Origin of the sequence: Algimonas ampicilliniresistens (assembly GCF_030159955.1) — a bacterium.
In the GTDB taxonomy this organism is placed as follows: domain Bacteria; phylum Pseudomonadota; class Alphaproteobacteria; order Caulobacterales; family Maricaulaceae; genus Litorimonas; species Litorimonas ampicilliniresistens.
The window spans coordinates 1,466,468-1,484,420 of sequence record NZ_BSNK01000001.1 but is presented as its reverse complement, the minus strand read 5'-3'; the positions used below and the strand labels follow the sequence as shown (position 1 = coordinate 1,484,420).

17 protein-coding genes and 2 tRNA genes are annotated in these 17,953 nt (G+C 54.4%); 16 read left to right on the top strand and 3 right to left on the bottom strand.

The window, feature by feature from the left end; translation table 11 throughout:
* The first annotated feature begins 10 nt into the window (after window positions 1–10).
* The 4 genes from queA (at window position 11) to QQL54_RS07015 (ending at window position 3,926) form a co-directional block, all read left to right on the top strand.
* On the top strand, window positions 11–1,048 hold the full coding sequence (queA, locus tag QQL54_RS07030) for a tRNA preQ1(34) S-adenosylmethionine ribosyltransferase-isomerase QueA (RefSeq protein WP_284389031.1): 1,038 nt from the start codon (window positions 11–13) through the stop codon (window positions 1,046–1,048).
* Window positions 1,048–2,184: a tRNA guanosine(34) transglycosylase Tgt gene (gene tgt / locus QQL54_RS07025; protein WP_284389030.1), complete on the top strand. Its 1,137-nt coding sequence runs from the start codon at window positions 1,048–1,050 to the stop codon at window positions 2,182–2,184. Before queA ends, tgt begins: the two co-directional genes overlap by 1 nt.
* A 76-nt stretch (window positions 2,185–2,260) precedes the next feature.
* A tRNA-Lys gene (locus QQL54_RS07020) sits at window positions 2,261–2,336 on the top strand.
* A 219-nt stretch (window positions 2,337–2,555) separates the two neighbouring features.
* Window positions 2,556–3,926: an OmpA family protein gene (locus tag QQL54_RS07015; protein WP_284389029.1), complete on the top strand. Its 1,371-nt coding sequence runs from the start codon at window positions 2,556–2,558 to the stop codon at window positions 3,924–3,926.
* A gap of 194 nt (window positions 3,927–4,120) precedes the next feature.
* Here QQL54_RS07015 and phhA read toward each other — a convergent pair whose 3' ends face one another.
* Window positions 4,121–4,978, bottom strand: coding sequence for a phenylalanine 4-monooxygenase (gene phhA, locus QQL54_RS07010; protein ID WP_284389028.1), 858 nt, complete (start codon window positions 4,976–4,978; stop codon window positions 4,121–4,123).
* A gap of 386 nt (window positions 4,979–5,364) precedes the next feature.
* Between phhA and QQL54_RS07005 the strand changes: the two genes are divergently transcribed.
* From QQL54_RS07005 to QQL54_RS06995, 3 genes are all read left to right on the top strand, one after another.
* Complete coding sequence (locus QQL54_RS07005; RefSeq protein ID WP_284389027.1) at window positions 5,365–6,279, top strand: M48 family metallopeptidase; 915 nt, start codon at window positions 5,365–5,367, stop codon at window positions 6,277–6,279.
* Window positions 6,280–6,367: 88 nt separating this feature from the next.
* Window positions 6,368–6,444 (top strand) — tRNA-His (locus tag QQL54_RS07000).
* An 83-nt stretch (window positions 6,445–6,527) separates the two neighbouring features.
* Entirely contained in the window at window positions 6,528–7,628 is a 1,101-nt protein-coding gene (locus QQL54_RS06995) for a DUF2336 domain-containing protein (RefSeq protein WP_284389026.1), read from the top strand.
* Window positions 7,629–7,649: 21 nt separating this feature from the next.
* Here QQL54_RS06995 and QQL54_RS06990 read toward each other — a convergent pair whose 3' ends face one another.
* Window positions 7,650–8,414 carry an NAD kinase gene (locus QQL54_RS06990; RefSeq protein ID WP_284389025.1) on the bottom strand — a complete coding sequence of 255 codons (765 nt, stop codon included), beginning with the start codon at window positions 8,412–8,414 and terminating at the stop codon, window positions 7,650–7,652.
* A 138-nt stretch (window positions 8,415–8,552) separates the two neighbouring features.
* On the opposite strand from QQL54_RS06990, the gene QQL54_RS06985 reads away from it, so the two are divergent.
* Window positions 8,553–9,314: a hypothetical protein gene (locus QQL54_RS06985; RefSeq protein WP_284389023.1), complete on the top strand. Its 762-nt coding sequence runs from the start codon at window positions 8,553–8,555 to the stop codon at window positions 9,312–9,314.
* Here the strand turns inward: QQL54_RS06985 and QQL54_RS06980 are convergent.
* The gene (locus QQL54_RS06980; RefSeq protein ID WP_284389021.1) at window positions 9,311–9,757 is read right to left on the bottom strand and encodes a c-type cytochrome; all 447 of its coding nucleotides are present in this window, start codon (window positions 9,755–9,757) and stop codon (window positions 9,311–9,313) included. The genes QQL54_RS06985 and QQL54_RS06980 overlap by 4 nt on opposite strands.
* 112 nt (window positions 9,758–9,869) lie before the next feature.
* Between QQL54_RS06980 and QQL54_RS06975 the strand changes: the two genes are divergently transcribed.
* The 8 genes from QQL54_RS06975 (at window position 9,870) to QQL54_RS06940 (ending at window position 17,951) form a co-directional block, all read left to right on the top strand.
* A complete protein-coding gene (locus tag QQL54_RS06975; protein WP_284389020.1) occupies window positions 9,870–11,606 on the top strand; it encodes an acyl-CoA dehydrogenase family protein in 1,737 nt (578 codons plus the stop codon).
* Window positions 11,606–12,466, top strand: coding sequence for a 3-methyl-2-oxobutanoate hydroxymethyltransferase (gene panB / locus QQL54_RS06970; RefSeq protein ID WP_431355919.1), 861 nt, complete (start codon window positions 11,606–11,608; stop codon window positions 12,464–12,466). Before QQL54_RS06975 ends, panB begins: the two co-directional genes overlap by 1 nt.
* Before the next feature lie 124 nt (window positions 12,467–12,590).
* Window positions 12,591–13,298, top strand: a complete 708-nt coding sequence (locus QQL54_RS06965; RefSeq protein ID WP_284389017.1) for a tetratricopeptide repeat protein — start codon at window positions 12,591–12,593, stop codon at window positions 13,296–13,298.
* Complete coding sequence (locus tag QQL54_RS06960) at window positions 13,282–14,718, top strand: outer membrane protein assembly factor BamB family protein (RefSeq protein WP_284389015.1); 1,437 nt, start codon at window positions 13,282–13,284, stop codon at window positions 14,716–14,718. The genes QQL54_RS06965 and QQL54_RS06960 overlap by 17 nt, the downstream gene beginning before the upstream one ends.
* Entirely contained in the window at window positions 14,715–16,145 is a 1,431-nt protein-coding gene (gene der / locus QQL54_RS06955) for a ribosome biogenesis GTPase Der (protein WP_284389013.1), read from the top strand. Before QQL54_RS06960 ends, der begins: the two co-directional genes overlap by 4 nt.
* Before the next feature lie 3 nt (window positions 16,146–16,148).
* The gene (gene ahr / locus QQL54_RS06950) at window positions 16,149–17,156 is read left to right on the top strand and encodes an NADPH-dependent aldehyde reductase Ahr (protein ID WP_284389012.1); all 1,008 of its coding nucleotides are present in this window, start codon (window positions 16,149–16,151) and stop codon (window positions 17,154–17,156) included.
* Between the two features lie 88 nt (window positions 17,157–17,244).
* Entirely contained in the window at window positions 17,245–17,724 is a 480-nt protein-coding gene (locus QQL54_RS06945; RefSeq protein WP_284389011.1) for a hypothetical protein, read from the top strand.
* The gene (locus tag QQL54_RS06940) at window positions 17,724–17,951 is read left to right on the top strand and encodes a helix-turn-helix transcriptional regulator (protein WP_284389010.1); all 228 of its coding nucleotides are present in this window, start codon (window positions 17,724–17,726) and stop codon (window positions 17,949–17,951) included. Before QQL54_RS06945 ends, QQL54_RS06940 begins: the two co-directional genes overlap by 1 nt.
* Window positions 17,952–17,953: the final 2 nt, after the last annotated feature.

Here is a 17,953-nt window from a genome sequence, read left to right as displayed (position 1 = left end):
CGTCCGACCGATGGACGTTTCAGACTTCGATTTCGACCTGCCAGAGAGCGCTATCGCTCTTCGGCCCGCTCAGCCGCGCGAATCCGCGCGGCTTTTATGCGTGGGTGAGGGGCTATCCGACTATCATGTCAGAGATTTGCCTGATCTTCTGCAAGCTGGAGACCTGCTCGTTCTGAATGATACGAAGGTTATTCCTGCAGCTCTATCCGCGATTCGGCCCGCTAGACCGCAAGGTGGGGGCGGAGATGTGTCGCTGACTATCAATCTACATAAGCGGACCGCGCCCGATCGGTGGCGGGCCTTTATCCGGCCGGCCAAACGCTTGCGCTTAGGGGATCAAGTCGTCATCGCTCCTGATTTCATAGCGTCTGTCGGGGCCATCCGAGAGGGCGGCGATGTTGAATTGATTTTTGGCCTAAGCGGCGATGCGTTGGACTGGGCGATCACGCAACATGGCCGTACGCCTTTGCCGCCCTATATTGCCAAAAAGCGTGACGCTGATGCGCGGGATGAGTCTGATTATCAGACTGTCTATGCCGATGATCCGGGCAGTGTCGCAGCGCCAACGGCGGGTCTCCACTTTACAGACTCAATGTTCGCAAAACTCGCGGAACGCGGTATCGAATTGGCTAAGCTCACGCTTCATGTCGGGGCAGGGACATTCCTACCGGTTAAAAGCGACCGGACGGAAGATCATGACATGCATAGTGAGTGGTTCGAGATCAGTCCGGAGACGAGTGCGCAAATTAAGCGTGCAAAAGCCGAAGGTCGGCGGGTCATCGCAGTCGGAACCACAGCGCTTCGGGCGCTTGAGGCCTCTGGCGGTGACGCCAAGTCCGGGGAAACCGATATTTTCATCACCCCAGGGTACGAATTTCAGGTTATTGATGGTTTGATGACGAACTTCCATCTGCCGCGCTCTACCTTATTCATGCTCGTGAGCTCTTTAGCGGGGCTCGATAAAATGCAGGCGGCATACCGTCATGCGATCGAAACGGGCTATCGCTTCTATTCCTATGGCGACAGTTCCCTGATCTGGCGTGCCTGATGGCAATTTTCCCTTTCGACATTCATGCGACTGAGGATCGAGCCCGGTCAGGAACTTTGAAGACGCCGCGCGGTGATATTGCGACGCCAGCCTTCATGCCAGTGGGCACGGCCGCGACCGTCAAAGGCGTTTACATGGATCAGGTCCGCCAAACAGGGGCCGACATCATTCTGGGGAACACCTATCATTTGATGCTGCGCCCTGGCTCCGAACGGATCGCAAATCTAGGCGGGCTTCATAAATTTGGTGGTTGGTCAGGCCCAATCTTGACGGACTCAGGCGGTTTTCAAGTTTGGTCGCTCTCAAAGCTGCGCAAGATGAGCGAAGAGGGTGTCGAGTTTCGCTCTCATATTGACGGCAGCAAACATATGCTGAGTCCTGAGCGCTCGATGGAAATTCAAGCGGAACATCTTGGCGCGGATATTTGCATGCAGTTTGACGAATGCACGCCGTTTCCAGCGACTCCAGATCAGGCGCGGGCGTCTATGGAATTGTCTCTACGGTGGGGGGAGCGGTCTCTCGCTGCGTTTGGCAACAGACCTGATCAGACACTCTTCGCCATCGTTCAGGGCTCCACCTATGAAGATCTGCGCGCTGAATCGGCCAAGCTCTCAATCGCGTTGGGCGGCTTCGGTGGGTATGCGATTGGTGGGTTAGCCGTTGGTGAAGGGCACGAAACCATGTGCCAAGTTTTGGATGTGACAACGCCACACTTGCCTACAGACCGACCGCGATACCTGATGGGCGTAGGAAAACCGATCGACATTGTTGAGGCTGTCTATCGCGGCGTCGATATGTTCGATTGCGTCATCCCGACTCGATCTGGACGACATGGTCAAGTTTGGACCGATGTCGGTGCCTACAATATCAAACGCGCTGAATTCGCTGAAAATGATAGCCCGTTAGATGCCTCTATCGACTGCCCGGCATCGCGGGATTACTCCAAGGCATATCTGCATCATCTCATCCGTTCCAAGGAGATGTTGGGTCAGATGATCCTATCATGGCATAACATAGCTTATTTTGAAGATTTGATGGCTCGAATTCGCGCGGCGATAGAGGCTGGAACCTACTCTGATTTTGTCGCGGGTTTTCGGACTGCATGGGATCAAAATCAAGCAGGTGAAACGGGTTGACGACGCTAGGGTGCGCGCTTAGTTAGCGCTCGCTTTCGCAGCCTGGCTTAGACCGCTGCCCATGCCTTTGTGGCAAGCGCCCATAGCTCAGTCGGTAGAGCGCCTCACTTTTAATGAGGATGTCCACGGTTCGAGTCCGTGTGGGCGTACCACAAATTCTCCATTTTGCCTGAAAGTTGCCACAATGGACATAGAGGTGGTGCAGAATTGCAACGTTAAGTACGAAAACTTTTCAAAATTTGCGTTTAATTCAAAAGGGACGTTGGCATTTTGGAACTGTTTCGTGTAGCAGGCGTATTAGGAGTCGGACTCTACTGGGGTGCGTAAACCTGAATCAAACTAATGGCTTGGACCATTTACGGAGGAATATCATGAAGCATAGGCTTCTATTTGCGGCGGCGGCGACAGCTTTAATGGCTGCACCGACGCTGGCGTCGGCACAGGATAGCGGTGTCTACATCAAAGCTCAGGCTGGTTATGGGATTGTCAACGATGCCGACATTTCTCTGACAAACGCTGCGCCTGCTGGTCTTGTTGGTGATGTTGCGGGTGAGGGTAACCTCGCACTGGCACTTGGCCTTGGTTATGACTTTGGCAACAATTGGCGTCTCGAACTTGATGCTAGCACACTTTACAACGACCTTGGCGCCATTGGCGGTCAACCAAGCAGTAAAGCGAGCATTCATGCGAACACACTGATGCTGAACGCACTTTATGATTTTGACGATTTCGGTCGCTGGTCACCATTCGTTGGTGCTGGTATCGGTGTCGCTGAAGGCAATGTGTCACTGTCAGCTCAGGATTTTGTCAACGATCTTGGCAACGTGATTGTCGCGAACCCGGCTTGTGTGTCACCACCCGTTGGTGCTCGTATCTCACGCGCATGCGTCATTAGTGATACAGACAAAAATCTCGCATGGAATTTGATCGCAGGTGTTGGTTACTCCATTACGGATAACCTGACTTGGGATACGAATTATCGCTATGTGAACATGGGCGATATCGACGTTGAAGGGACTTACGTCCAAGCAAACGTTCCCGGTGTTGGCGGTTTGTTCAACACAGCGACTGCGTCTGTCGAAAATGTTTCTGCTCACATGTTGATGACGGGCTTCCGTTATCGCTTTGGTGACAGCACACCACCAGCGCCTGTTTATGTGCCACCACCCCCACCAAAGACATACATGTGTGATGATGGCGTGACTGAAGTCACTGACATCACACTGTGCCCAGTCCAGACTGTCATCTGTTGGGATGGCGTGACTGAAGTTACTGATCTTGGCCTCTGCCCAGCAGAGCCAGTGATGGTGACATGTTCAGATGGCGTGACAATGGTTTCCGATTTGGCTGCTTGCCCAATCATCGCCCTTTGCCCTGAGCAATTCCGTCAAGAACTGATCTATTATGAATTCGATAAAGGTCAGTCTGCTGAAACACGTAACACGATCAACCGCATCATGGATGTCGGCCAGTTCTGTAACATCGATAGTGTCCGCGTTGTTGGCCACACCGATACATCAGGTTCTGCAGCCTACAATATGGGCCTCTCTGATCGTCGTGCGACTGATGCACGCGAAGAACTTGTTCGCCAGGGTGTCAACGCTGCGATCATCTCTTCCGAAGGCAAGGGTGAAACTGAGCCGTTCGTGCAAACTGGTGACGGCGTGCGTGAGCGTCTGAACCGCCGCACAGAAGTTCTGATCACTCTGTCCGAAGTCGGCACAGCGATGATGAGCAACTAAGCTCCTCAGAACATTTTGAATATGAAGCCCGGCTTTCGAGCCGGGCTTTTTTTATGAGGAAATGTCATTGAAGGTGTGCGTAATAACGCCTTCAAGCTCAGATGAGCAGTGAGCTAGTTTACAAATGTGCCGAAACAGACACGTCGAAAACCCTACCTGGATTGAATATTGCCCGAGTAACGCAGCTCACGGATTTACCGCCCGGTTGCGTGGGATTGAGTCCCTCTCTGTAAAACAGTGTCCGTGCTTTGCAGATCTGTCAGACTATACCGGGACGTATCAGCAGACAAAGCCTGGTAAAGCGGCGTGAAGTCTTGCTGTGTTGCATCAAGAAGCTGTTGGAAGCTCTCGATGACAATATAGAGCTGCTGAAAATCATCGATCTTATAGTCGGTCCGCATAACCCGCTCCAAATCGAAGCCAATACGGTTCGGTGAATCGCTTTCGAGTGAGAATGGCGTTTCACCAGCGGAGCTAACGATGCCGGCCCCGTATATTCGCAAACCTTCGGGCCTTTGAATGAGGCCGAACTCAACCGTGTACCAGTATAGGCGGGCCAATTCCTTCAGTCGCCCAAGGGACTGCGCTCTCAATCCACCCTGTCCATAGGCCTGCATATAGTCGGCAAAGACCGGTAGGGTCAGCATTGGCACATGGCCAAAAATGTCATGAAAGATATCGGGTTCTTCGAGATAATCGAGCTGGTCAGGCTTCCGAATGAAACGCCCAGATGGAAAGCGACGATTGGCTAGGTGCTCGAAGAAAACTTCATCCGGAACTAGGTGAGGGACCATAACGACAGTCCATCCCGTCAATTCGCGGAGTTTAGGGTTGATAACATTTAAGTCCGGTATTCCGCCTGCTCCGAGATCAAGTAGTCCTAAGCCAGCATGGAATTCTTCCACGGCACGGTTCTGCAACATCTCGATTTGACGATGATAAAGCGTGTCCCAAACCTGGTGTTCTTCGTCCGTATAACGTTCCCATCGTTGCTCGATTGTGAAATCGGCCGCCGGGGTCTGCTCATCGATGACTGGATCGGAAATACCCATAGTAGCGGCTCCTTTTCGTCCCGTTTACAAACCTAGAGAGACAAGCGTCACCTATATTGTGCCTTTGGATGGCTGTAATAGGGTGAAAGTATGCCTCAATATGGAATTCTGACGCGAAACGGTTTCTGCCGCTTGCAGCGACAATGGAGTTTGAGTGAGGCGACCGTTCTAATCTGCTGAAATAGTGATTGTTTTAAAAAGCCTTCGAGTTTTGATCTGCCTTCATCCTCGCTTCAGCTCAGGCCGTCTAACAAGTGGACAATCGCTGATTTGCAGAGCGTGCGCGGGAACGATAGGCTCTGTGAGACCGTTAAAGAATGACTGACCTGATTAGCTAGGTCGAAGGAGGACAGACGCTTATGTGTAATGCGCATAACCCCACAACTGTGGACACACCCCTCAATCCTGACCCTGAAGCGCTCTATCGACGTCAGTTCCTTAAATATATCGGCGCGGGTAGCGCAGTTGCGGCAGGCGGCGCGCTGGCGTCATGCACAACTAATGCTGCAACCGGGCGATCCCAATTCACCGCGTTTGCGCCGAGCGAAGCCTCGCTCGCAAATGCAGCGGCTCAGAGCTGGACGGAAGTCAAACGCCAAACGCCAACAACCAACGACCCACGATACATGGGACGTCTGCGTAATATTGGATCACGAATATCTCAGGGTGCGGGTCGCGCAGATAAACCCTGGGATTATGCGGTGTTTGATTCGGATACAAAGAATGCGTTTGTTTTGCCGGGTAACCGTGTCGGATTTTACAAAGGTATGATGGATTTCACCGATAATGACGATCAGATCGCGGCGATTATGGGCCATGAGGTCGGCCATGTTGCAGGCGCTCATGCACGTGAGCGTTATAGCCAAATGATGCTGGGTCAGCTCGCTATTGCGGGCGGAACGATTCTGGCCGGGTCTCAACTCCAGAAGCGCTGTAAGCAGGCCACAACTCGGCGAGAGTATAATGACTGTATGCAAAGCGCTGGTCGCAACACACAATATCTTCAAGCCGCACTCGGCATGGGTTTTCAGCTCGGTGTCGTGCTGCCCTATGGCCGTCGCCAAGAACTCGAATCAGATCGTCTAGGCGTTCGCTACATGGCGAAGTCGGGTTACGATCCGTACCAAGCCGTGCGTTTGTGGGAAAAAATGGGGGCTGAAAGTCCGTCACGGGGGCCGGAATTTCTTTCAACTCACCCAACACCGGAACGGCGTGCGCAAGAGCTGTCCGACTATATTACCGCACAACAGAAGCTGGGTAGCCAAGGCTACCGCACGCTCGACATTCCAGAAGACGCATAATAGCAAATTCGGCTCGTCCAATGTGAGGACTGCCGCAATCGCTGCTTGATGCACTCGCGCCGTTTGGCTAAACGGCGCGCGCAATGATGCCGCCTTAGCTCAGTTGGTTAGAGCGCTTGCTTGTGGAGCAAGAGGTCCCTGGTTCGATTCCAGGCGGCGGTACCATTCTTTCCCTCCCAATACTGTTTCGTAATCGGCGATTAACCCTGTCGGCATAGCTCTGTCCCGAACCCGTTCGGAGACTTGCCGTGGCGCTGGGGCCAATATCAAAAGACTTAATCGAAAAAGCCGTCGCGAGCCCGTCCGATGAGACGCGTGCTCTGGCGACGCAAGCCATTGGACGCTGGGTCCGCGACGCGACTCTCTCTGAGGGGGAAGCGCGTCTGGCACGTCAGATTTTTGATGTGTTATCGCGCGATGTCGCGGAGGAAGTTCGCCGTGCGCTGGCGGTCACGCTACGACTCTCCAAAAACCTACCCAAATCCGTTGCCAACCGCCTGATCAATGATGTCGACAGTATTGCCGTTCCGCTGCTCTCGACCTCGCCCATGGTGGACGATGATGATCTGATCCTTGTGTTCCAGTCCCGTGCCGCCGCGAAGATGCAAGCTGTCGCCGGTCGTCAGGGGCTTTCAGAACGCGTGAGTGGTGCCGTGATCAATTTTGGCGATCGTGCTGCTGTCGCTACACTGGCGGCCAATGATACTGCGCTGATTTCGAAAGCCGATGCAGAGCGTCTCGTCGAACTTGCAGAACAAGATGACTTGATCCGGCAGGCATCGCTTCGTCGCCAAGATATGCCTCAGAATCTGGCGGCGCGCTTGATCGATTTACAGATTGCCGACGTCGATGAAGCCTTGAAGCCTGAGACCTCAGATCATGCGCAAATCGCGTCTGACACGGGCGAACGCGCCCGGGCCAGTTGGACGGCGGCTGATTGGTCGCCTGACGCGTTGAACGCCTATGTCACGGCTCTCTTCGCGGCAGGCAAACTCGACGAAGCCGTCATAGCGCGCTCGGCGGGGCAAGGTGACTGGCGGTTTGCGCAACTAGCACTGGCGCATTTGGTCGGCATTTCTGCGACCAAGGCGGGTATGATTGTGCTTGATTCCCGACCCTTTGCCCTGTCCGCCTTACTGCAACGATCCGGTTTGGGAGAGGCTGCCTGCGAGTTGGTGATGGCGAGCGCCGTTGCGTTCCGAGACATTGAACGAAGCGGCGCATCAATTTCGCGTGTGAAATTCCAGCGTCTCATGACAGAACGCGTGGCCACCCATCCGGCGGCGGATATTCACGGTGACGTCTGGATGGATTGGCTAGATGAGGGGCTAGGCCCCAGAGCTATTTAAAGGCCTGTTTAGTCGCGCGATTTAAGTTGCAAATTGCTCACGCAAAATTCGTTCGTCTAACCCGTGGTCGGCGTCGAATAAGAGCGTGATCTGGGTTGCGTGATCCTGCTCTATATCGACCCGTGTTACCTGCCGAAGTTCCTGATTATCAGCCGCTGCAGATACTGGCCGACGTTCGGGATCAATCACTTCAAGGCTGACCTTTGCGGAATTAGGCAGTAGGGCGCCGCGCCAGCGCCGTGGGCGGAAGGCGCTAATTGGCGTTAGAGCCAGAATGTCAGCGCCCAAAGGAATAACGGGTCCGTGCGCGGATAGATTATAGGCTGTCGACCCGGCTGGTGTTGCGAGCAGCACACCATCCGCAATCAGGTGATCGAGCCGAACCTGTCCGTCGACCAATATTCGAATATGCGCGGCTTGCTGCGTTTGGCGGAAGAGGGAGACTTCGTTGAAAGCGAGTTCAGACACGGTGCCGCCGATCGCCGTTGCGTCCATTCGTAGGGGCGACACGGTTGATTGTTTGGCTTGGCGGATTCGCTCTGGCAGGTCTTCCATATCCATCCGGTTCATCAAGAAGCCGATTGTGCCGCGATTGACCCCAAAGACGGGCAGCCCCCGTTTGACCAGCGATGTATAGCGGCGCAGCGTTTTCAACATGAATCCGTCGCCACCAATAGGGACGATCACGTCAGCATCACCCGCATCCACATTACCATAGCGCGCCACGAACCCATCCATGACGGCCTTCGCTCCGGGTTTCTGGCTCGCAGTGAAGGCGATTTTCATGAATGTTGGATCCTGATGGTCATCGTGAGCTACTGAAGCGAATTTGACACGCTATAGCATTTGACCCGGCCGAGGCGAGATGAATATGATCGACGCGTGTGGGGGCTTACGAAAACAACATACGGTTTAATTTTGCTTTTGGCGTCTGTGCCAGAGGTGCAGGCATCTGCTTGGAATCCGGACCCTTGGCACGGTGAGGTTATTGGCGGCTACGTGTTAACGGACGCGGACACGGCGATCGACGAAACGGGTGAGCAGGTCCCACTGCAGATCTACACGAAACGCATCCTACAAAATTATGGGAATTTGGGTCTGACGTCCCGGATCGCTTTGATCGGCACATTCGACTGGCAGGATACGCAGATTGTCGGGCAAGGTCTCGATATATCTTTCTCGAAACCATCCTCTGTATCGGCTGGCCTGCAATACCAGCTGAGCCGGCGCGAAGGTCACGCGGTTGCGATTTCCATGAGCTATGTCGATGGGATTGACCTGCCGACCGCTTTGCTCACTCTCGAAAACCGAGAGGCGAGTTTAGAACTTCGGGCTCTCTGGGGGGAGAGTCGAAGCTTTCACGGTCATAATGTGTTTGCCGAAGCACAATTGGCCGGACAACTGACGCTCAAAGGAGACTATGGCAGCACCCATGCGCAATTGACCCTTGGTGGAGAGCCAACGAAGCGGTCGATGGTGCTGCTCAAAGGGCGATATAGAGAGTTTGAGCCGGGCGTCTTCGAGCGACTCGCCATCGCGCGTCAGAGACGCTGGGAGGTTGAGGCAAGCGCCGTTTACCGCATCCGCAAGCGCGACTATATTGAGATCGGCTATACGGGTATCGTCGCTGGGGAAAGCACGGTCCTCGAGACCGGTATGAAGATTGGCTATTGGCGGAAGTTTTAGCCGCCAGTCTCAGCCCGCAAATATTCAACCAACGCAGCCTGATCTTCAACTTTACGGATGCCGACAAAGCTCATCCGATTTCCCGGAATATAGGCGTTTGGCTTCTCAATATAGGCTGTGAGCGTTTCATCGTTCCAGACAATTTCTGAGCCGATCATGGCTTTCGAATAGTTGAAGTCCTCGCGAGTTCCTGCCGTTCGTCCAAACACGCCCCAGAGATTCGGCCCGACCTTATGCGGCTGACCTTCTTCGAGCGTGTGGCAGGCGCGGCATCGTTTGTAGAGGATCGCACCCCGTTCCATTGACGTCATTGTCTTGGCCGCTGGTGTCGATTGAGTGGCTGGAGTTGCTGTTGGTGTGCTCGTCTTCGCCCCGGCGTCCGAGTCACCTCCACAAGCGGCAAGAAAAAGAGCGGATAGGCCAACGAGAATATAGCGAGACATAAGGTCACCTATGCACACGAGTGATGTTTCGCAACGTGATGTGCGTCAATTTTTTACTATGGAGCCAGCTCGCGGACATGTCATAGCCGCGATAAAATATTCGGAGCCTACAATGAGTTTTACCCCGCCCGTCAATGCGATTGGCTATCTCCTTCGCCATGGTGTTGATTTCGACTCAATCGGACAGTCCGACGTGTTTGAAGAGACGTCACCTGAGTTGCTGGATGCTATTCTCAGCGGCGCAGGTGATTTCGCGCGTGACGTGTTGGCTCCAACCAATTGGGACGGTGACCAATCCCCCGCGACGTTGGACGGTATAGACGTCATCGCGTCGCCAGGTTTCAAACAAGCTTATCATCAATTCGTTGAAGGGGCGTGGCAGACTGTCGCCATGCCGAGCGAAATCGGCGGAATGGGCCTGCCGGGTGCTGTCAGTGTCGCCACGAATGAAATGCTTTATGCGGCGAATATGGCCTTGGGTCTTTGCCCTATGCTGACCAGTTCTGCCGTCAAAGCCATCGACGCGCATGCGACTGATGCGCTCAAATCGACCTATCTTCCAAAGATGCTTGCTGGTGAATGGACAGGGGCCATGTGCCTGACCGAGCCGCAGGCTGGATCTGATCTCGGTCCCGTTCGTACCAAAGCTATTGATAATGGCGATGGCACCTATGCGATCACGGGTCAGAAAATCTACATCACCTGGGGTGACCATGATTGTGCTGATAACATCATCCATCTGGTGCTCGCGCGTCTGCCTGATAGTCCTGAGGGATCGCGTGGAATTTCACTGTTCCTATCTCCGAAGTATCACGTCAATGACGATGGAAGTCTCGGAGACCGCAACAATTTCAAACCGATAGGGCTAGAACATAAACTAGGTATCCATGGCAGCCCGACATGTGTCATGGAGTTTATGAATGCGACCGGCTATCTCGTCGGGGAGGTCAATCGTGGTCTGTCCTGCATGTTCACGATGATGAATGAGGCACGTCTATTTGTCGGCGTTCAGGGCGTTGCCATTGGCGAGCGCGCCTACCAAGCGGCCCTCGATTACGCGCAGGAGCGGGTTCAAGGTATTCCCCCGGGACAAGAGCCCGGTGCGGCCATTATCGATCATCCTGACGTTCGTCGAATGCTCATCGACATGAAAGCCAAGCTAATGGGCGCACGAACCATCTGTTTCGCGACGGCTGAAGCGTCTGATCTCGGCAATCATGCGCGCGAAGGTTTGTTGACGCCTATCGCAAAGGCTTATGGATCGGATACGGGCGTCGATGTGTCGAGTATCGCGGTTCAAGTTCACGGTGGCATGGGTTTTGTCGAAGAAACAGGCGCGGCCCAGCATTATCGCGATTCGCGTATCGCGCCGATTTATGAGGGTACGAACGGGATCCAAGCGATGGATCTGATCGGTCGCAAGCTCCGTCGGGATGGCGGCGAGGCGATGCGCGAGCTCATAACCGACCTGCGGGCAAGCATTGATCTCGTGACATCAGCGTCCGGACAAGGCGGTGTCGACCTGTCTGTCTGTGCTGCAGCGATGGAGCGTGGTTTGGAGACGATGACCACGGCAACGGATATTGTCCTGAATGCCTCTGAGGTTGATGCGCTCGGCGTTGCAACGCCTTATCTGGAACTGTGCGCGAAGGTGATTAGTGGGTCATTGCTGGCGCGAACAGTCGCGCGCGGACTTCACTCCGAGGATAACCAATCTGCGGCCATGGCCAGCCTTGCCCGATATCATGCGCTACGGATTATGCCGACGGCAGACGGGTTGCTTGATGCGATCCGCGCCGGGGCTGATCCTGTATTCGATTTTCCTCGTGACCAATTGGCGGACCTCTGATGTCATCTCACCCTCAGACTCCTCCTAAAAACCGTCCGCATACGCGACCTGTTGCCCGGACGCGCCGCGTGACAGCGCCGCAAATCACGGACCGTAAGGGCGGGGAACCTATTGTCTGTCTGACGGCCTATGACGCGCCGACAGCGGAAATCATTGACCCTCATTGCGATCTGATCCTCGTTGGCGATTCTGTTGGTATGGTCGTCCACGGCCTGCCGAGCACCGTCGGGGTGACCATGGATATGATGATTATGCACGGTCAGGCTGTGATGCGAGGGTCTCGAACGGCCATGGTTGTCGTCGATCTACCCTTCGGATCTTACGAAGGACGTCCTGAAACAGCGTTCGCATCAGCGTCGCGCGTGATGATGGAAACCGGATGTCAGGCGGTCAAAATCGAATCGGGATCCTATGCCGCCGAAACGATCGACTATCTAGTTGAACGCGGCATTCCTGTGATGAGCCATGTCGGGTTGAGGCCGCAATCCATGCATGTGCTGGGTGGTTTTAGGGCGCGCGGGCGGACTCAGAAGGTTGCAGATGAAATTTTGCAGAATGCGGAGGCGGCCGCCAAAGCCGGGTCTTTTGCTGTTGTTGTCGAAGGTGTGTCCGCTGAGATAGCAGAGCGAGTCACCAAAGCCGTTGATATTCCTACCATAGGGATAGGCGCGTCGCAGAACTGCGATGGTCAAATCCTAGTGACACCGGACATGTTGGGCCTGTTTCCGCGCGTGCCGAAATTCGTTCACAAATATGGTCAACAACGGGACCAGATTGATGCTGCCGTTCGACAATATGCTGAGGATGTGAAGGCTCGGGCGTTTCCAAAGCCAGAAAACCTCTATGTTTTCAAAGATTGAGGGCATAGCCTGACTGAAACGTCATGCCGATTGCGGTTGCGAGCGGCGGGGCGCGAAGTTAGAGCGAGCGCCAGAACCGTTGCGTCTGAATAATCAGCGATAGCGGCACGAAACTGGGAAGATCATGGTCGATTTCATCTCCGAAGTCGAAGAGGAGCTTCGCAAGGACGACTACAATAAGTTCCTGCGAAAATTCGGACCTCTTATTGTCGGATTACTAATTGCGGTTGTTGCCGCAGTCGCATTTCTTGAATGGCGGGATTACGATTCCGAACGAACCGCCCGCGCGGCGTCTTTCAGCTATCTGGAAGCGGATGAATTACTGCAAGATGGGCAGCTGGAGCAGGCGAGCCGAGCGTTTCTAGCGCTCGCGGATGTTGCGCCTGACGGTTATGCGGGTTTGTCACTTATGCGCGCCGCCATCATCGCGGCCGATGGCGGCAATGACGCTGAAGCCATTCGGCTTTATGACGCAGCCAGCGCTCGGTTTGATTTACCACGGCATTCTCAACTGGCGGCCATAAAAGCCGCCTATATTGTGGCCAATCGTGGCGATTGGACGGATGTTGAACAAAGAGTTGGTCGTCTGGCCGATGAGGGCGCTCCCTACGAATTTCTAGCGCGTGAACTTTTGGCGACAGCGGCCCTCAATCAAGGCGAACCAGAGCGAGCTCGCGCTGAATTTGCTTATCTCGATACGATCCCAGGTGTGCCTGAAACAATCGCACGTCGCGCTGAACAGGCGCTGATCCTGATGAATACGGCCGAAGCCGTTGGCGAAACGCCAACATTGCCTGCGCCAGAAGGTCCCGAAAATGACGACTTGCCTTAAACCTATCTGGGCCACTGTCGTGGCCGCAGCGCTATTGTCCGGCTGCTCGACACTAAGTGCGATTAACCCGTTTGATGGTGGCGACGGACCCGATCAGGGCGACGTCGCAGGCTCAGAACGCCGCATTTCAATTCTAGAGTTGAATGACACGTTGAGAGTTGGCGGTTCGGTGACGCCTGATCAAATCGTTTTGCCACCCGCGTACGTGAATACGGACTGGCCACAGGTCGGCGGTAATGTTGCCCATGTTGTGCAGCACACAGGCGCATCCGGCCCCTTGCAGAAAATCTGGTCCAAAGATGTCGGCGATGGATCAGATCGCAAAGGCTTCATCGCCGCCCCGCCAATTGTTGCGGACGGGATTATCTATGTGTTCGATGCTGACAGCACCGTAAGAGCTTTCAATGAGGGCAGTGGCAGTCGTATTTGGGATTTCAAAGTAGAAATCTCTGAAAGTGAACGGACCCGTACCAAGGGCACATCAATCATCGACCGTATCCGTGATCCTCAATCGTTCCTTGATGGCTCTGGGCGCGACAAGGACGGGGTTGGCGGCGGTTTGGCCTATGACAATGGGGTTCTCTATGTTTCGTCCGGTCTGGGCGTCTTAACTGCGCTGGACGCCAAAACAGGGGCTGAAATTTGGCGCAAGGGTATTCGGGTTCCGCTTCATTCCGCTCCAACCGTGGCTGACGGACGCGTCTATGCGATTACTGACGATAATGAGATTATGGCGTTTGACGCCAATGATAATGGCGCGATTCTTTGGACGTATCAGGGGATTGTTGAGACAGCGCGCATGCTGACCGTTCCTGCGCCCGCCGTGCAGAACGAAGTGGTCATCGCCCCGTTCTCATCCGGGGAAGTTGTCGCCTTGCGGGCTCAGAATGGCGGCGTGCTTTGGCAGGATGCATTAGCTTCTTCGACACGGCTGACACCACTCGCCGCGCTCAACGATATTGCCTTCGGTCCTGTCATTGCTGACGGCTATGTGATCGCCACGGCCCAATCGGGGGTCATGACGGCCTTTGATTTCCGTACAGGGCAGAGGGTCTGGTCCCAGCCCGCCGGGTCTATTGGTATGCCCTGGGTTGCGGGCGATTTCGTTTTCACAGTTACAACGGATTCCAAAGTCGCGGCGCTGTCCAAGATCGACGGCTCCGTTATCTGGCTGCAACAGTTAGAGACTTTTAAGAACCCCCAGAAACGTAAGGGTCGTATCGTTTGGTCTGGCCCTGTCTTGGCGGGCGAGCGTCTTGTTGTCGCGTCGTCACGGGGACGTATGATGATTCTGAACCCTTATGATGGCTCGATCATAGAAGAGCGCAAAATTGGTGACGCCGTGATGGTTCCGCCAATCATTGCCAATGAGACGGTTTATCTACTGAACGATAAAGCCAAATTGATCGCGCTCCGGTGACAGACATAGAAGACGAGGGCGGTTCCACGCCCGTAAAGCTCCGAGCGCCGCGAATTGCGGTGGTCGGCCGCCCTAATGTCGGCAAATCTACGCTTTTTAATCGGTTAGCGGGCAAGAAGCTGGCTATCGTGGATGATACGCCGGGCGTGACGCGTGATGTGCGCGAAGCCAAATCTAAAATTCGCGGTCATGATATGACCCTGCTCGATACAGCGGGCTATGAAAACGCCAAAGGTGACAAGCTGGAAGCGCGGATGCGCGCTGGCACAGAAGCCGCCGTTATGGGCGCTGATCTCATCTTGTTTGTTTATGATGCACGCGCGGGCGTGACGTCGCTTGATCGTATCTTTGCGGATTTTGTTCGCAAAAGCGGCAAGCCCATCGTCCTTGTAGCCAATAAGGTCGAAAGCTCTGCCGCGGATGTGGGTGTCACGGAAGGCTATTCGCTTGGCATGGGCGACCCGGTTGAAGTCGCCGCTGAGCATAATCTTGGCTTTGTCGATCTAGATGACGTCATCGAGATGGAACTTCGCGGCATCGACCTGACCGAGCCTGAAGAGGTTGACTTTAGCGAAGCGCCGGTTCGGATCGCGATCATCGGACGCCCCAATGCGGGGAAATCTACCCTAATCAACACGCTCATCGGTAAGGACCGGTTGCTGACAGGTCCCGAAGCGGGTGTGACGCGCGATAGTATCACGATTGACCACAATTGGCAGGGGCGCCGGGTTCAGTTCCACGATACGGCTGGAATCAGAAAAAAAGCCAAGGTCCACGAAAAACTCGAAGTCATGAGTGTGTCGGACACGATCCGCGCGCTTCGGTTTGCGCAAGTCGTGATTATGCTGATGGATGCGACCTCGCCCTTCGATAAACAGGATCTGCAGCTGGCCAGCCTAGTTGAACGCGAAGGTCGCGCCATGGTGATTGGCGTGACAAAATGGGATCTGGTTGAGAATAAGTCTGAAATGTCGAAAGCGCTGCGCGAAATGGCGGGGCGTTTGCTGCCACAATTTGGCGGCGTGCCTGTTGTCACATTCTCCGGTCTAACGGGGAAGAGTGTCGATAAATTGCTGCCTGCTATTGAGCGCATTCATAATGACTGGTCGGCTAAGATAAAGACCTCAGAGCTGAATGACTGGTTGTCCGAAAAAGTTGCGAGACATCCGCCGCCCGCCGTCGCGGGGCGTCGTATTAAGCCGAAATATATCAGTCAGACTAAAACTCGACCGCCGACCTTTGTGTTGAAATGTTCGCGCGCTGACAAGCTGCCCGAAAGCTATCGGCGGTATCTGATCAATGGATTGCGGGAGGATTTCGATCTTCCCGGGATTCCCATCCGCTTGATCATTAAGTCCGATGAAAATCCGTATGATCGCACCAAGCGGATCAAGGGCAGGGAACCGCTGCGCGACAAAGAAAGATAGATCATGGCTGATATCAATGCCTATGCGGCGCGTGAATCCGGCGGCACGCTAGCGCCTTTCACGTATGATCCTGGTCCAATTGGGGCTGAAGAGGTCGAAATACGCATCACGGCCTGTGGTCTTTGTCATTCTGATATTTCAATGATCAATAATGATTGGCGGGCCAGCCAGTATCCACTCGTGCCCGGTCATGAAGTCGTCGGAGAGATCGCAGAGGTCGGGTCATCCGTCACCCATCTGAAAGTGGGTCAGATGGTGGGCGTCGGTTGGACATCGCATAGCTGTCAGCACTGTTCGCCTTGCCTGTCCGGTCGTCAGCAACGCTGCGAGACGGGAACGTCGACAATTGCGGGACGGGGTGGGTTTGCAGATCGGATTAGGGTTCAGCATATCTGGGCTGTTCCACTTCCCGATGGACTCGATGCTCAATCCGCTGGGCCGTTATTTTGCGGCGGGATAACTGTCTTCGCGCCGTTTCTCGACTTTGACCTTAAGCCAACCGATCGCGTCGGGATTATTGGCATTGGCGGGCTGGGTCATCTGGCGGTGCAGTTTGCCAATGCTTGGGGTTGTGAGGTGACAGCCTTTACCTCGTCCATGGATAAGGAAGCAGAGCTGAAAGAGCTGGGCGCACACCGGATCGTCAACAGTCGAGATGAAGCCGCGATCAAGGCTGAACGTGGCTATTTCGATTACATTCTTACCACTGTGAATGTCAGCTTGCCTTGGGCGCTCTACATGCGCGCGCTACGCTCAGAGGGGAAGTTGATCACGGTTGGCGTCGTGCCGGAGCCGATGGCAATTCCCGCTAATGCCCTGATCGGTGGTCAGCGTATGGTTGCCGGATCAGACACGGGTCCGCCCGAAATGGTCGCGACCATGTTAGAATTTTGCGTCCGTCATGATATTAAGCCGATGATCGAGACCTTTCCAATGTCCGACTGTAATGAAGCCATTGAGCGCCTGGAATCTGGCAAGGCGCGGTATCGTATCGTTCTAGAAAACTCATAATTGAGTTTAACTGAGCTCATCGATGTAATGTAAATTTGACATTCATCTAATTCGTTCTATGTAAGGTATATCTTACATGGAGGCGTGAATGTCTATTGTCGATTATATGAGCGAGCCTGAGCGGCAAAGCTGGGTCACCCTTATCGCGGACGGATTGGTGTTCGTCTGGTTCTGGAAAGTGATGGCACCGGGTTGGTCCCTCATGCCCGATAATTTCTCACCGTCAGAATTGGGTGGACTCTATCTCAAGCTCGTGATCATCACGATCATCTACCATGCGGTTATTAGCGCGGCATTCGCCCTTAAAAGCCGAAATGAGGGTTTAGATCGTGATGAGCGCGATGTTGAAATCCAATCGGCCGGCGCGCGCGCTGGTTATTCAGCGCTACAGATTGGCCTTGGGGTCGTTATCGTTACAGCGCTTCTAGGCTATGTTATTGGCGAAACATACACGCCGCCAATTTCGTTAGATACGCCTGTGCAGTTCCTGTTTGCGCTCACCATGGTCAGTTATGGGGCGGATCTGCTACGTCATGCCGTAATCGTGCTGCGCTACAGAGCGGCCTGATGGGCGGTAAGAAGTCTTATATCCAGAACCAGATCAAACGCATCCGGCTGGCGCGGACCGATCTCACACAGGTTGAATTGGCCCGCCGCGTCGGGGCGACGCGGCAGACTATTATTTCGATAGAGGCGGGGCGTTACTCCCCGTCACTAGAACTCGCTTTTCGCCTTTCCCACGTCCTTGGGGAACCGCTTGAAGAACTCTTCCAGTTCGTCCCCGAATGGGATTGAGC

Bases quoted from the DNA above. Each gene is read 5' to 3' on its own strand.
- queA (WP_284389031.1), top strand. From the start codon at position 11: ATGGACGTTTCAGACTTCGATTTCGACCTGCCAGAGAGCGCTATCGCT.
- tgt (WP_284389030.1), top strand. From the start codon at position 1,048: ATGGCAATTTTCCCTTTCGACATTCATGCGACTGAGGATCGAGCCCGG.
- QQL54_RS07015 (WP_284389029.1), top strand. From the start codon at position 2,556: ATGAAGCATAGGCTTCTATTTGCGGCGGCGGCGACAGCTTTAATGGCT.
- phhA (WP_284389028.1), bottom strand. From the start codon at position 4,978: ATGGGTATTTCCGATCCAGTCATCGATGAGCAGACCCCGGCGGCCGAT.
- QQL54_RS06990 (WP_284389025.1), bottom strand. From the start codon at position 8,414: ATGAAAATCGCCTTCACTGCGAGCCAGAAACCCGGAGCGAAGGCCGTC.
- QQL54_RS06980 (WP_284389021.1), bottom strand. From the start codon at position 9,757: ATGTCTCGCTATATTCTCGTTGGCCTATCCGCTCTTTTTCTTGCCGCT.
- QQL54_RS06975 (WP_284389020.1), top strand. From the start codon at position 9,870: ATGAGTTTTACCCCGCCCGTCAATGCGATTGGCTATCTCCTTCGCCAT.
- panB (WP_431355919.1), top strand. From the start codon at position 11,606: ATGTCATCTCACCCTCAGACTCCTCCTAAAAACCGTCCGCATACGCGA.
- QQL54_RS06965 (WP_284389017.1), top strand. From the start codon at position 12,591: ATGGTCGATTTCATCTCCGAAGTCGAAGAGGAGCTTCGCAAGGACGAC.
- QQL54_RS06960 (WP_284389015.1), top strand. From the start codon at position 13,282: ATGACGACTTGCCTTAAACCTATCTGGGCCACTGTCGTGGCCGCAGCG.
- ahr (WP_284389012.1), top strand. From the start codon at position 16,149: ATGGCTGATATCAATGCCTATGCGGCGCGTGAATCCGGCGGCACGCTA.
- QQL54_RS06945 (WP_284389011.1), top strand. From the start codon at position 17,245: ATGTCTATTGTCGATTATATGAGCGAGCCTGAGCGGCAAAGCTGGGTC.
- QQL54_RS06940 (WP_284389010.1), top strand. From the start codon at position 17,724: ATGGGCGGTAAGAAGTCTTATATCCAGAACCAGATCAAACGCATCCGG.